This window comes from Angustibacter speluncae, assembly GCF_054777815.1.
Map to the genome: position 1 here is coordinate 17,755 of NZ_BAAHAF010000058.1, position 13,112 is coordinate 30,866.

The 13,112-nt window shown below is 75.0% G+C and carries 14 protein-coding genes; 9 read left to right on the plus strand and 5 right to left on the minus strand.

Translation table 11 applies throughout. The features are described from left to right. Window positions 1-31: 31 nt before the first annotated feature. A complete protein-coding gene (locus ACYVKY_RS07070; RefSeq protein WP_460434270.1) occupies window positions 32-1,441 on the plus strand; it encodes a dihydrolipoyl dehydrogenase family protein in 1,410 nt (469 codons plus the stop codon). A 9-nt stretch (window positions 1,442-1,450) separates the two neighbouring features. Here ACYVKY_RS07070 and ACYVKY_RS07075 read toward each other — a convergent pair whose 3' ends face one another. From ACYVKY_RS07075 to ACYVKY_RS07085, 3 genes are all read right to left on the minus strand, one after another. After that, window positions 1,451-2,011, minus strand: a complete 561-nt coding sequence (locus ACYVKY_RS07075; RefSeq protein ID WP_460434271.1) for a hypothetical protein — start codon at window positions 2,009-2,011, stop codon at window positions 1,451-1,453. Further along, window positions 2,008-2,598 (minus strand): RNA polymerase sigma factor, encoded by a 591-nt coding sequence (locus tag ACYVKY_RS07080; RefSeq protein WP_460434272.1) that lies wholly within the window; start codon window positions 2,596-2,598, stop codon window positions 2,008-2,010. Before ACYVKY_RS07080 ends, ACYVKY_RS07075 begins: the two co-directional genes overlap by 4 nt. 152 nt (window positions 2,599-2,750) lie before the next feature. Further along, entirely contained in the window at window positions 2,751-3,221 is a 471-nt protein-coding gene (locus ACYVKY_RS07085) for a DUF6326 family protein (protein ID WP_460434273.1), read from the minus strand. A 162-nt stretch (window positions 3,222-3,383) separates the two neighbouring features. On the opposite strand from ACYVKY_RS07085, the gene ACYVKY_RS07090 reads away from it, so the two are divergent. The 8 genes from ACYVKY_RS07090 to ACYVKY_RS07125 all read left to right on the plus strand — a co-directional run bounded on the left by ACYVKY_RS07090 (window position 3,384) and on the right by ACYVKY_RS07125 (window position 10,926). Then, on the plus strand, window positions 3,384-4,526 hold the full coding sequence (locus ACYVKY_RS07090) for a sensor histidine kinase (RefSeq protein WP_460434274.1): 1,143 nt from the start codon (window positions 3,384-3,386) through the stop codon (window positions 4,524-4,526). Next, entirely contained in the window at window positions 4,523-5,179 is a 657-nt protein-coding gene (locus ACYVKY_RS07095) for a transcriptional regulator (protein WP_460434275.1), read from the plus strand. Before ACYVKY_RS07090 ends, ACYVKY_RS07095 begins: the two co-directional genes overlap by 4 nt. Window positions 5,180-5,300: 121 nt before the next feature. Continuing rightward, a complete protein-coding gene (locus ACYVKY_RS07100) occupies window positions 5,301-5,978 on the plus strand; it encodes an SGNH/GDSL hydrolase family protein (RefSeq protein ID WP_460434276.1) in 678 nt (225 codons plus the stop codon). A gap of 9 nt (window positions 5,979-5,987) precedes the next feature. After that, a complete protein-coding gene (locus tag ACYVKY_RS07105; RefSeq protein WP_460434277.1) occupies window positions 5,988-6,950 on the plus strand; it encodes an LLM class oxidoreductase in 963 nt (320 codons plus the stop codon). Next, complete coding sequence (locus ACYVKY_RS07110) at window positions 6,950-8,647, plus strand: alpha-amylase family protein (RefSeq protein ID WP_460434278.1); 1,698 nt, start codon at window positions 6,950-6,952, stop codon at window positions 8,645-8,647. The genes ACYVKY_RS07105 and ACYVKY_RS07110 overlap by 1 nt, the downstream gene beginning before the upstream one ends. A gap of 129 nt (window positions 8,648-8,776) precedes the next feature. Further along, window positions 8,777-9,406, plus strand: a complete 630-nt coding sequence (locus tag ACYVKY_RS07115; protein WP_460434279.1) for a hypothetical protein — start codon at window positions 8,777-8,779, stop codon at window positions 9,404-9,406. Between the two features lie 99 nt (window positions 9,407-9,505). Next, window positions 9,506-10,291 (plus strand): DsbA family protein, encoded by a 786-nt coding sequence (locus tag ACYVKY_RS07120; protein WP_460434280.1) that lies wholly within the window; start codon window positions 9,506-9,508, stop codon window positions 10,289-10,291. Further along, window positions 10,288-10,926: a copper resistance CopC family protein gene (locus ACYVKY_RS07125; RefSeq protein WP_460434281.1), complete on the plus strand. Its 639-nt coding sequence runs from the start codon at window positions 10,288-10,290 to the stop codon at window positions 10,924-10,926. Before ACYVKY_RS07120 ends, ACYVKY_RS07125 begins: the two co-directional genes overlap by 4 nt. A gap of 93 nt (window positions 10,927-11,019) precedes the next feature. Here ACYVKY_RS07125 and ACYVKY_RS07130 read toward each other — a convergent pair whose 3' ends face one another. Further along, complete coding sequence (locus ACYVKY_RS07130) at window positions 11,020-12,456, minus strand: sensor histidine kinase (RefSeq protein WP_460434282.1); 1,437 nt, start codon at window positions 12,454-12,456, stop codon at window positions 11,020-11,022. Next, window positions 12,453-13,109, minus strand: coding sequence for a response regulator transcription factor (locus ACYVKY_RS07135; RefSeq protein ID WP_460434283.1), 657 nt, complete (start codon window positions 13,107-13,109; stop codon window positions 12,453-12,455). The genes ACYVKY_RS07130 and ACYVKY_RS07135 overlap by 4 nt, the downstream gene beginning before the upstream one ends. Window positions 13,110-13,112: the final 3 nt, after the last annotated feature.

Consider the following 13,112-nt stretch of genomic DNA (forward strand, 5'->3'; position numbering starts at 1 on the left):
GCCGCGCCGACGCCGGTGGGAGATTGCGTCCGTGAGCGACTCCTACGACGTCCTGGTCATCGGCGGCGGCCCGGCGGGCACGGCTGCCGCGCTGCGCGCCGCCGAGCTCGGGGCCAAGGTGGCAGTCGCGGAGCAGCACCGCACCGGCGGCACCTGCGTCAACAGCGGGTGCGTCCCGACCCGGGTGCTGGCCAAGACCGCGCGGCTGATGCGCGAGGTCCGCACCGCGGGCACCTACGGGATCACGGTCTCCGAGCAGGCGGTCGACTGGCCGGTCACGGTCGCGCGCGTGCGCGCCACGGTCGAGCGGGTGCAGCAGGCGAAGGGCGAACCGGAGAAGCTCGCGGACGCCGGGGTCGACCTGCTGCTCGAGGGCCGGGCCCGGTTCACCGGTCCCCACGAGGTCGAGCTCACGGGCACAGGTCGCCGGGTGCGCGCGGAGTCGGTCGTCGTCTGCGTCGGCGGGCACTCGCGACGGCTGCCGATCCCCGGGGCCGAGCTGGCGACGCTGCCCGAGCAGGTGCTCGACCTGCCGTCGGTGCCGCGCCGGCTGGCCGTCGTGGGCGCCGGCAACACCGGTGCGCAGCTGGTCACCGTCTTCGAGGCGCTCGGCGCCGACGTCACGCTGCTCGAGATCGCGCCGCGCATCCTGGCGCACACCGACGCCGACGTGTCCGCCGCCGTCGCCGAGGCGTTCGTCGAGCAGGGCGTCCGCGTGGAGACCGCGGTCGAGACCGTCGTCTCGCTCGTGAGGACAGACGACGGGATCGAGCTCACCTGGCGTGCCGGTGGCGAGGAGCATCGGGCGACCTTCGACGCCGTGATCACCTCGACCGGATGGCCGGCGTCGATCGAGGGGCTCGACCTCGAGGCGGCCGGGGTGGAGACCTCGCGCGGCGGCGTCCCCGTCGACGAGCACCTGCGGACGAACGTGCACCACATCTACGCCGCGGGCGACGTCAACCAGCAGTCGATGCTGGTGCAGGCCGCCCACTTCGAGGCCGAGGCTGCTGCGCGCAACGCCGTGCTGGGGGCGACGTCCCGCGTCCGTCACCTGCTCCTGCCCGCAGGCGGTTTCACCGATCCCGACTACGCGGGAGTGGGGCTGACCGAGGAGCAGGCGCGCGAGCGCGGCATCACCTACGGCGTGGCCAGGGTCGACTACGCCAGCATGGAGCGGCCCGTCATCGACGACCGCACCCGCGGGTTCCTCAAGCTGATCACCGACGGCCGGCGCGAGGTGCTGCTCGGGGCGCACGCCGTCGGCGAGCAGGCGATCGAGGTCGTGTCGGCGGTGACCGCCTCGATGGCCGCGGGCGTCGACGTCGCCACGCTCGCGCGGGTCGAGTTCGCCTATCCCACCTACAGCGCCGTCATCGGCGTCGCCGCGCGCCGGCTGATGACCGGGTCGCCGTCGAGCTACGAGCACGCGACGCAGTAGGCGGGGTCCTCAGTCCGCTGCCACCGGCACGCAGGCGGGGACCGGCCCTCGCGCGATGGCGAAGTCGACGATCGCGCTGACGCCCGTCCCGTCGTCCAGCGAGGTCGCCGCGGCGGACAGCACGAAGGTCTCGCCGTCACCGACGGCGCCGGGCGGGATGCGCACCTCGAAGAAGTCCGGTCCCACGGACAGCGACAGGTCGGCGCCGGTGTCGTCGTGGCGTCCCGGCTGGCACGCCTGGCCATCGGGCAGGTAGGTGACGTCCGCGCGGATCCCGCGCTCGTCGAGCGCCGCCTCCAACGCCGCGGCGCCCTCCAGGCGCGACACCGTCACCGTCACCTCCTCGCCGTTACCGCCCGAGACGGCGTACGCCGGAGTGGGTCGCGCCACGACCCACGCGGTCGCGACGACCAGCGCGGCAGCGGCGAACCCGGCGACCGACGCCAGGGCCAGCACCGGGCGGCGCGACCGCAGTGCGACCGGCGCGCCCACGCCCCGCACCTCGTCGACCAGCATCGCGCGGACGGCCGCCCGCCGGTCCGGGTCCATGCCCTGCAGGGTGGAGGTCATCGTCGTCCCCTCTCGGTGGGTGCGTCCTGGTCAGCGGTGGTCGTCGGGTCGTCGGCCCGGAGCCGGGCCCGGGCGCGCGACAGACGGGAGCGCACGGTGCCGATGGGGACGCCGAGGGCCACCGACGCCGACGCGTAGTCGAGGCCCTGCCACACGCAGAGCGTGAGCACCTCCTGCTCCGCCGGCCGCAGCCTCGCGAAAGCCGTCCTCAGCTCAGCGAGGTGGCGATGGTCGTCGACGCGGCCTGCGACGTCGTCGGCGGGGTCCGGTTCAGGCTCCCGGCGGGGCAGCCGCGCCAGTGCGGCGCGGTGCCGACGTGCGGTACGCCAGCGGCGCTGCAGCGTCCGACCGGCGACCCCGTACAACCAGGGGAGGACCTTGTCGTCGACCAGCTGCACCTCGGCCCGTCGTCGCCACGCCTCGAGGAACACGATCGAGACCAGGTCGTCGGCCGCGTCGACCGACCCGCAGCGCCGGGCGCAGTAGCGGTGGATCACGTCGCCGTACCGGTCGAACAGCGCGCCGAAGCTGTCGGCGTCGCCGGCCACGGCCTGCTGCCACAGCACGGCGTCGCTGCGATCGCCCACGTCGACCTGGTCGTCCCCGGAGGACGAGCGGGCCGTCGGCCCCGTCACGGTGTCCACACCCCCTCATGCCCGCAGCGGGCACCGAGTTCCCGCCGACGTCCGCCAGCCTGCACCACGCGTGCGCAGGCCGGCCGGACATCGGACGGCGCCTCCTACACGGCAGGCCGGCGGGTCCACCTCCACGCGGTGCGCAGGACGAAGGCGAGGACCAGGAGCTCCAGCCCGATCGAGTAGCCGTAGAAGTACGCGTAGTCGAAGTTCTCCTCGCCGGAGAAGTTGTAGATCGTGACGGGGACGTAGAGCGCCGCGACCGCGAGGTTGACGACCCGGTTCGCGCGGGTGGGCAGCGTCGCGGAGAGCCACGTCATCACGGCCGGGATCGACACGAGCGTCACGGCCAGCGCGACGAAGGTCGGGCCCGTGTCGAACTCGTGCACCCGGCCGCCGAGCACCTCCTCGAGCGATCCCGGCTTGTAGAAGTGCAGGTAGTCGACGTACAGGTACAGGAACATGAAGCTGGTCCAGGCCGCGGCGAGCCTGGCCTGCACGGGCAGCCGCAACCGGTCGGGACGATCGACGGACGCCGAACCGGCTGCGGCGGTGAGGGACTGGGGCGTGCTCATCGGGGGCTCCTCGAGATGGGTCGGGTGGGTACCACCACCGTCTCGGGCCGGCAGCGCCCGGCACATCGGCACCGGGGCCGGACCCGACCTGGCCTCCCGACCAGCGAGCCGCTTGTACTTTCGGCGGATCCGCCCGGCGGACGGCGTCCCTAGGCTGCTCCGGTGGTCCTCGACGCGATCCGTCCGCTCTGGGCGGAGCCACGCCCGGCGGGTGCACCCGGCCCGGTGCCGCGCGACTGGGTGCTCGTCGCGGCGCTCGTCGTGTGGTCGCTGGTCGAGGCGGTCCTGCGCGACGACGTCGTGCCGGTCCCGCTGCTGCTGGTGAGCGCGCTGGCGGTCGTCGTCCCGCTCCCCTGGCGGCGCACCCACCCGCTCGTGGTGACCGCCGTCGTGTTCGGGGCGGTGACGGCGGTCGACCTCGTCAGGGTCGTCACCGGCACCGAAGGCGTGCTGCCGTCGAGCGTCTCGGCGACCGTGCTGATGGCGTACGCGCTCTTCCGGTGGGGATCCGGCCGCGAGGCGGCGGCCGGCCTCGCAGCCGTCCTGGTCTGGCTCGCCGTCACCTGCATCGCCGAGGCGGCCACGCTCGCCGAGACCGTCGCCGGGTACGGGTTCTTCCTGTTCGCCGCCGCGCTGGGTGCCGCGACCCGCTACCGCGCCCGGACCCGCCTGCGCGACCTCGACCAGGCCAGGGCCCGAGAGCGCGAGCAGCTGGCCCGCGAGCTCCACGACACCGTCGCGCACCACGTCTCGGGCATCGCGATCCAGGCCCAGGCCGGACGGGCCGTCGCGGCGTCCCACCCAGAGCGCGCCGTCGAGGCCCTCGCCGTGATCGAGGACGCCGCGACCCGCACCCTCGCCGAGCTGCGTGACGTCGTCGGGGTGCTCCGCGGTGCCCACGACACCGAGTTCGCCCCGCAGCCCGGTGTGGCCGCGGTCGAGCAGCTCGCCACCGACGACCGGTCGCACCCGAGCGTCGCCGTCACGCTGCGCGGCGAGCTCGACGACCTCAGCCCGGCGGTCGGCGCAGCGCTGTTCCGGTTGGCGCAGGAGTCGGTCACCAACGCCCGGCGGCACGCCCGGCACGCGACCCGCGTGACCGTCGACGTCACGGGCGAGGCCGACCGGGTGCTCCTCACCGTCGACGACGACGGCGCTGCCGCAGGCGGTTCCGCGGTATCCGGCTACGGCCTGGTGGGCATGCGCGAACGCGCCTCGCTGCTCGGCGGCACGTTCCGCGCGGGTCCCGCCGAGCGGGGCTGGCGCGTCGAGGCGGTCCTGCCGCGCACCGGGGCACAGCGGTGAGCGTCCGCGTCCTGATCGCCGACGACCAGCCGATCGTCCGGTCCGGACTGACGATGCTGCTCGACGCCCAGCCGGGCATCGAGGTGGTCGGGGCGGCGGCCGACGGCCGTGAGGCCGTGCGGCTCGCCCGCGAGCTGCGGCCGGACGTCGGCCTGTTCGACGTGCGGATGCCGCTGCTGGACGGCATCGAGGCGACTCGGCAGCTGGCCGGGCCCGACGTGGCCGACCCGCTGCCGATCGTGGTCATCACCACCTTCGACCTCGACGAGTACGTCCACGAGGCCCTGCGGGCGGGTGCCCGCGGCTTCCTGCTCAAGGACGCCGGCCCGGCCCTGCTGACCCAGGCGATCCACGCGGCCGCCGCCGGCGACGCGCTGATCGCGCCCAGCGTCACCGTCCGGCTGCTCGCCGCGTTCGCCCGGGCCGGGACACCGGCGCCGCGTCAGCCGGTCGAACCGCTGACCGCCCGCGAGGAGGAGGTGCTCCTCACCGTCGCCCGCGGCCGCACCAACGACGAGATCGCCGGGGAGCTGTTCATCAGCCAGAGCACCGTCAAGGCCCACCTCGCGAGCCTGATGCGCAAGCTCGGGGCGCGGAACCGCGTCGAGGTCGCGCTGTGGGCGCACGAGACCGGTCGCGTCCGGCCCGTCTGAGGTACGGATCCGAGGAGCGCCGCGCCGTGCTGCACCCGTGGCGTCCGACCTCGACCGGGTGGGACGACACAGGGACGGACGTCCGGCTCGTCAGCCCGGCGGTCGGCTAGGTTCGGCGGCCGTGCCCCTCGTCGACCGCGCCGCAGGCCTGCTGGTCACCGCGGCCCCGGGGACCGGCAGCACCGCGCTGCTGGAGGCGTTCCGGGCGCAGCGCGACGTCGTCGCAGTGCCCGGGGCCGGATCCGTCGAGGGAGTCGACCGCAAGCACGCGACGGCAGCCCAGCTGGTCGCGGCCGGACTGCTGCCGGCCGACCACGGCCTGCGCGTCGTCACCACCACCCGCAACCCGTTCGACTTCTACGTCGCCGAGTACGAGCGGACGCGCACCCGCTGGGTGCACGAGGTGCGCGACCGCGGCTCGTGGGTGCACACCGTCCCGGGTGCGCTGGACCGCGTCGTCGACGCGCTCACCCTGGACTTCGGGCCGTGGCTGTCCCGCGCGGTCGGTGACCCCGCTCGGGGCCGTCGGGTGAACGCCGGTCACGTCGACGAGGCCGACGTCGTGCTGCGGATGGAGCACCTCGAGCACGACCTGCGCGAGCTCACCGGCCTCGATCTGCGCGTCCCGGCGACCAACGTCACCGACCGCGACCGCGCGTACTGGCAGGCCTACGGCGTAGCCGAGCGCGCGCTGGTGCAGCAGGCGCACGCCGACGACCTGGAGCGCTTCGGCTACCGCTTCCGACCACGACGCCCGATGGGCGGTCGTCGCCTCGCGGCTCCACGCCCCCACCGGTAGACACGTCGCATGACCCTCGTCGGATTCCACAACTCGCACGAGCAGGTGCACCCACGGGAGCTCCTGCGCGCCGTCCGGCACGCCGAGGAGGTGGGGTTCGACGCCGCGATGTGCTCCGACCACTTCTCGCCGTGGAGCGAGCGGCAGGGCCACTCCGGCTTCGCCTGGTCGTGGCTGGGCGCGGCCCTCGCGACCACCGACCTCACCTTCGGCGTGGTCAACGCGCCGGGCCAGCGGTACCACCCGGCGATCATCGCGCAGGCGATCGCGACGCTGAACGCGATGTTCGACGGACGGCTGTGGGTCGCGCTCGGGTCGGGGGAGTACTCGAACGAGCACATCACCGGCGAGAAGTGGCCGCGCAAGGAGCTGCGCGACCGGCGGCTGCGCGAGTGCGTCGAGGTGATCCGCGCGCTGCTGCGCGGCGAGGAGGTCAGCCACGACGGGCTCGTGCAGGTCGACCGCGCCCGCATCTGGACGCTGCCGGAGCAGCAGCCGCAGCTGATCGGCGCCGCCGTCACGCCGAAGACCGCTGCGGCGCATGCCGACTGGGCCGACGGGCTCGCGACCGTCAACCAGCCGCCGGACGTCCTGCGTGACGTCGTCACGACCTACCGCGACGCCGGGGGACGCGGCGACGTCAGCCTGCAGGTGCACGTGTGCTGGGACCCCGACCAGGAGCGCGCCGAGCGGATCGCCCACGACCAGTGGCGTTCCAACGTGCTCGGCCCGCCCGCCGCGTGGGACATCGACAGCGCCGCCGTCTTCGACCAGGTGAGCGCGCACGTCACGGTCGACGCGGTGAAGGAGGCCGTCGTCGTCGAGTCCGACCTCGGCCGGCTCACCGAGCGGTTGCGCGACCTGGTGGGCGTCGGGTTCGACCGCGTCTACGTGCACCACGTGGGCCAGGAGCAGCTGCCGTTCCTCGACGCGTTCGGCGAGCACGTGCTGCCCGGGCTCAAGGCCGCCTGATGGACCTCACCCGCACCGGCGACCTGTGGTGGAAGACCGCCGTCGTCTACTGCCTCGACGTCGAGACCTTCTACGACTCCGACGGCGACGGCGTCGGCGACCTCGCGGGCCTGGCCCAGCGCATCGACCACCTGGCCGACCTCGGCGTGACGTGCCTGTGGCTCATGCCGTTCTACCCGACGGCCGAGAAGGACGACGGGTACGACATCACCGACTTCTACGCGGTCGACCCGCGGCTCGGCACCCTCGGCGACCTGGTCGAGGTGCTGCGCACCGCCCACGACCGCGGCATGCGGGTCATCGCCGACCTGGTGGTCAACCACACCTCCGACCAGCACCCGTGGTTCCGCTCCGCCAAGCGCAGCAAGGCGTCCCGCTACCGCGACTACTACGTGTGGCGCGCCGACGCGCCGCCGGACACCAGCGACGAGGTCGTGTTCCCGGGCGAGCAGGAGGCCATCTGGACCCTCGACGAGCGCACCGGCGAGTACTACCTGCACCGCTTCTACGCCCACCAGCCCGACCTCGACGTGACGAACCCGGCGGTGCGCGACGAGATCGCCAAGATCGTCGGCTTCTGGCTCGCGCTCGGCCTCGACGGGTTCCGCGTCGACGCCGTGCCGTTCCTCATCGAGAGCAAGGGCGCCGCCCCCGCCGGCGCGAAGGACCTCGGCGACGGCCACCAGCTGCTCAAGGACCTGCGCGCGTTCCTCAACCGCCGCAACGGCGAGGCGATCCTGCTCGGCGAGGTCAACGTCCCGTACAAGGACCAGCTGAAGTTCTTCGGCGGCCCGGACGGCGACGAGCTCACCATGCAGTTCGACTTCGTCGGCATGCAGCAGACCTACCTGTCGTTCGCCCGCAAGGACGCCCGCCCGCTCGCCCGGACGCTGAAGCGCCGCCCGGCCCTGCGCGACACGCAGTGGGCGTCGTTCCTGCGCAACCACGACGAGCTCACCCTCGACAAGCTCACCGACGCCGAGCGGCAGGAGGTGTTCGACGCCTTCGGCCCCGACCCCGAGATGCAGGTCTACGGACGGGGTCTCGTGCGCCGGCTGCCGACGATGCTGGAGGGCGACCCGCGCCGCATCAAGATGGCGTACAGCCTGATGTTCTCGCTGCCCGGCACACCGGTGCTGTTCTACGGCGAGGAGATCGGCATGGGCGAGAACCTCGCCGCCGGCGGACGGCAGGCCGTCCGCACGCCGATGCAGTGGTCGGGCGACCAGCGCAACGGCGGCTTCTCCGACGCCGCACCGTCGCGGCTGCCGAACCCGGTCGTCGAGGGGGCGTACGGGCCGCAGTTCGTCAACGTCGCCGACCAGCGGCGCGACGACGACTCGCTGCTCGCGTTCCTGTCGCTGCTGGTGCGCCGGTACCGCGAGTGCCCCGAGCTCGGCTGGGCCGACGTCGAGGTGCTCGACCAGCCGCACCGCCCGGTGCTCGCGCACCTCGCGCGCTGGGACGACGGCGTGATGGTGGGCCTGCACAACCTCGGCGAGGAGGGGCTGGCCGTACCGCTCGAGCTGCCGTCCGACCTGCGCCGCGGCGGCTCGTGGGACGGCCACGAGCTGGTCGACCTGCTGCAGGACGCCCGCACGCCGCTGGACGGCCGCGGCCGCGCCGAGGTCACCCTCGACGCCTACGGCCACCGCTGGCTGCGGCTCACCCGTCCCGGGGACCGCCGCCTGCTCTGACCACCCGCACAGCACCTCGCGCGTCGCACACCCGTCCCGACGGTTGTGTCGGGACGGAGGCGTTGTGCGGGGCGGCCCCGCCCGTCGGCGCCGTCCCGGCACCCGGCGCGACCCACGTACCCTGGACGCGTGTCGACCGGACAGGCTCTCGGCGCGCAGCTCGCGCGCAGCGTCGCCCTGTCCGCGCTCGCCGGGTCGGCGTCGGTGCTCGCGCACCTGGTCGTCGCCCAGCACCTGCCGCCGCTGCCGGTCGCGCTCGTCGTCGCCGGCACGCTGCTGCTCGCCGACCTGACCGCGGGCACCGTCCTGCGCGGCCGGTGGGGCACCGCGGTGCGGGTGCTCGGCCTGCAGGTCGGCGCCCACGTGCTGCTCGTGACCGGCACCGTCGCCGCGGGTTCCGGGCTGGCGGTCGGCGGCGGCCACCACGGGGCCGTGGTCGATGCCGGCGCGGTCGACTCCGCCGCCGGGCTGCTGCCGACCTGGCCGATGCTCGTCGCCCACGTGGTCGTGGCGCTCGGCGTCGCCGCGCTGCTGACCGGTGCCGAGACCGCGACCCGCACGGCGCTGCAGGTGCCGGCCCTGGTGCGCACCGCCGCGCGCGCGCTCGCCTCGCTGCTGCCCGCCGCCGCCCCGCTGCCCGCCGGGCCCTCCCCCCGGGTGCACCACGCCGCGCACGCCCGGCCCCCCGCACGTCCCCGTCAGGTCCTCTCCCGCGCGGTCCCCGCGCGGCGTGGTCCGCCGGCGCTCGCGGCCGCCTGACCTCCTCCACCGCTGGTCGGGCGTCCTCCCCGCGCCCACGCCCGCCCGCACGCACGTGCGGCCGGGCTCAGACCCGCACCCAGGAAGAGACGTGACGCCATGTCACCCCAGCACGGTTCGCACCCAGCACGACCCACCAAGAAGGAACGCCGCGACGACGCCCGCGAGAAGGCGCGGGTGCTGCGCGAGCAGGCCGAGCGCGACGCCCGCCGCCGCCGCGCCCTCGTCGTCACGATCGCCGCCGTGGTGGTCGTCGGCCTCGTCGTCGGGGGAGGCGTGCTCGTGCAGTCGCTGCGCAGCCAGGCCGCCCGTGACGCGGCCGCCCCCACCGGCACCAGCGAGCACGGCGGCCTGCTCGTCGGTGACGCCGACGCCCCCGTCGTCGTCACCCAGTACGTCGACTTCATGTGCCCGGCGTGCAAGCAGTTCGAGGACGAGAACGCCACCGTCCTCGACGACCTGCGCGAGCAGGGCGAGATCGCCGTCGAGTACGTGCCGGTCGCGATCCTCGACCGGTTCTCGCAGGGGACGCGGTACTCGACCCGCGCCGCCGGCGCCGCCTACTGCGCGGTCGAGGACGACCCGCAGGTGCTGCCCGACCTGACCGCGGCCCTGTTCGCCGCCCAGCCCGCCGAGGGCAGCACCGGGCTCGACGACGACGAGCTCGTCCGCATCGCGGCCGACGCCGGCGCCGGCGAGGCGACCCAGCAGTGCATCACCGACGGCGCCTACACCGGCTACGCCGCCGCCGTCACCGACCGCGCCTCGCAGGACGGCCTGCAGGGCACCCCCACCATCCGCGTCGACGGCGTCGACCTGCAGGACCGGTCGACCGCCGGTCTGCAGGCGGCGATCACCGCCGCCCGAGAGGAGTCCACCCGATGAGTACCGCTGTGCTGCAGCGCTTCCCGTCAGTCCGAGCAGTGGTGCTGGCGGTGGTCGCGGCCGTCGCCGGGCTCGCGCTCGTCGCCGCCCCGGCCCAGGCGCACGACCGGCTGGTCGCGTCGTCGCCGTCGGCCGACCAGGCGGTCGACGTGGCGCCGGCCGACCTGGTGCTGACCTTCAGCGACGAGCCGCTCGACCTCGGGCACAGCGTCGCCGTCCGCGACGCGTCCGGGGCCGACCTCGCGGTCGGGCAGCCGGTGGTCTCGGGGCGCGACGTCTCGGTCGCGCTGCCCGAGGTGCCGGCCGGTGCGTACACGGTGGTGTGGCGGGTGATCTCGGGTGACGGCCACCCGATCGAGGGCACCTACCCCTTCACCGTCACGACCGGCGTGGCACCGAGCCCGACGGCCGAGCCGACCACGACCGAGCCGACCACGACCGAGCCGTCGTCCGACCCCACGACCACCGAGCCGTCGTCCCCGCCGACGAGCACCGACGAGGACGTCACGCCGCCGACCGACCCGGGCTCCGGCGGCGTCCCCGCCTGGGTGCTCGCGCTCGTCGCGGTCGCGGCCGCGGGCGGTGTCGTCGCGCTGCTGCTCACCCGCCGCCGGCAGGGCCCACCCGCGCCCTGACCTTCGACCGCAGAGTGTGAACCTGGCGCACGACACGCCCGGCGTGTCGCGCGCGGGCTTCACACTCGGCGGGGCGGGGGGACGGGCAGGGGATCAGGCGTCCAGCGGGAGCGCGAGCTCGACCCGAGTGCCACCGGCACCCGACCGCACCTCGACCGTCCCGCCCTGGGCGCGCGTGAGGGAGCGGACGACGGCGAGCCCGAGCCCGGACGTGCGCCCCGACCCCTGCGGCCGGGTCGTCACGAACGGCTCGAACACGTCGTCGCGGACGGCGGCGTCGATGCCCGGTCCGTCGTCGTCGACGGCCAGCACGCAGCGGCCGTCGACGACCTCGGCCGACACCACCACGCGCACGTCCGCGCCCCCGTGGGTGAGGGCGTTGTCGACGAGGGCGAGCAGCGCCTGCGCCAGCCGGTCCTCGTCGCCGGTGACCACCACCGGCGGGCCTGGGCGGACGGTCACCGCGTCGGTGCCGAGCCCGGTGACGCGGTCGCGCAGGGCGTCGAGCACGTCGGGCACGAAGACGGGATCGCGGCGCACGTCGGCGTCGAGCTCGCCGCGGCTGAGGGCCGACAGGTCGTCGACCACCCGCGCCAGCCGGTCGAGCTCGCGCCGCACGACGCCGGCCGTCGCACGCGCGTCCTGCCCGGCGTCCGGGCCGAGCTCCTCGAGCAGCTCGAGGTGGCCGCGCGCGACGGCCAGCGGCGTCCGCAGCTCGTGCGAGACGGCCGACAGCGTCCGGTCGCGGTGCTGCGACTCGGTCTGCACCCGGTCGAGCATCCGGTTGAAGTCGTGCGCCAGCAGCCCCACCTCGTCGCGGCGCGACGGCTCCTCGACGCGCGCGTCGAGACCACCGAGGTCGACCGAGCGCGCCGCCCCGGACAGGTCGCGCAGCGGGCGCAGGGCGCGCCGCACGAGCAGCAGCAGGGCGACCCCGCCGACCAGGACGCCGAGCCCGCCGGCGAGCGCCCCGCGGCTGAGGGTGAGCGCCGCCTGCTGCCGTCCGGGGGCGAGCGAGCCGAGCACCTCGACCCGGCCGACCACGCCGTCCGCCCCCTGCACGTCGGCGGTCAGCACGCGCACCGGACCGCGGTCGGTGTCGACCGTCACCACGCGGCCGGGCTCGCCGGGCGGCAGGTCGCCGTCGTCGCGCAGCGCCACCAGCTCGGCCGGGCCCTCGCGCGTCGACAGGCTGCGGGTGCCGAGGGTGACGACGGTGAGATGCCGTGGGCTGCCAGGGTTCACAGCCAGGAATCGCTGCACCGCGAGGTCGGCCTCGGCGGCCGACACCTCCCCGTCGGTGCCCGCGGCGGCGTCGAGCTGGGCGGGTAGGCCGAGTCCGACCGCCTCCGCCTCCTGCCGCAGCGTCGCGTCGAGACCGTCGCGGTCGGCGGCGAGCACGAGCCGGTACGTCGTCAGCCCGACGGCCAGCAGCGTCAGCAGCACCACGGCGGTCGCGAGCGCCCCCACCCGCACGTGCAGCCGGTCGACGAACCGCACCGCCCGCCCGGACGGGTCGCGGGACGTCACCGCCGCACCCGGTACCCCGCGCCGCGCACGGTCTCGACCACGTCGGCGCCGAGCTTGCGGCGCAGGTGCCGCACGTAGGTCTCGACCACGTTCGACGACCCCTCGAACCCGTAGCCCCAGACCTGGTCGAGCAGCTGCGGCTGCGACAGCACGTGCCCCGCGTGCCGCATCAGGGCCTCCAGCAGCGAGAACTCGCGTGACGACAGGGCGACCCGCCGGCCGTCCTGCTCGACCTCGCGGCTGCGCAGGTCGAGCAGCAGGCCGCCGGCCCGCAGCTCGACCGCCGACGGCGCGTCCGGACGGCGCAGCCGCGCCCGCACCCGGGCGAGCAGCTCGCTCAGGCTGAACGGCTTCACCACGTAGTCGTCGGCGCCCGCCTCGAGGTTCGCCACCCGGTCGGCGACGGCGTCCTTGGCGGTGAGCACGATCACCGGCAGGTGCGGACGGTGCACGCGCAGCCGCCGCAGCACCTCCTCGCCGGGCAGGCCCGGCAGGCCGAGGTCGAGCACGACGAGCTCGACCTCCTCGGCCTGGGCGGCGAGCAGGCCGTCGAGGCCGTCGCCCTCCACCCGCACGGCGAAGCCCGCCGCCTCCAGGCCGCGCCGCACGAACGACGCGATCCCCGGCTCGTCCTCCACCACCAGCACCGCCACGCC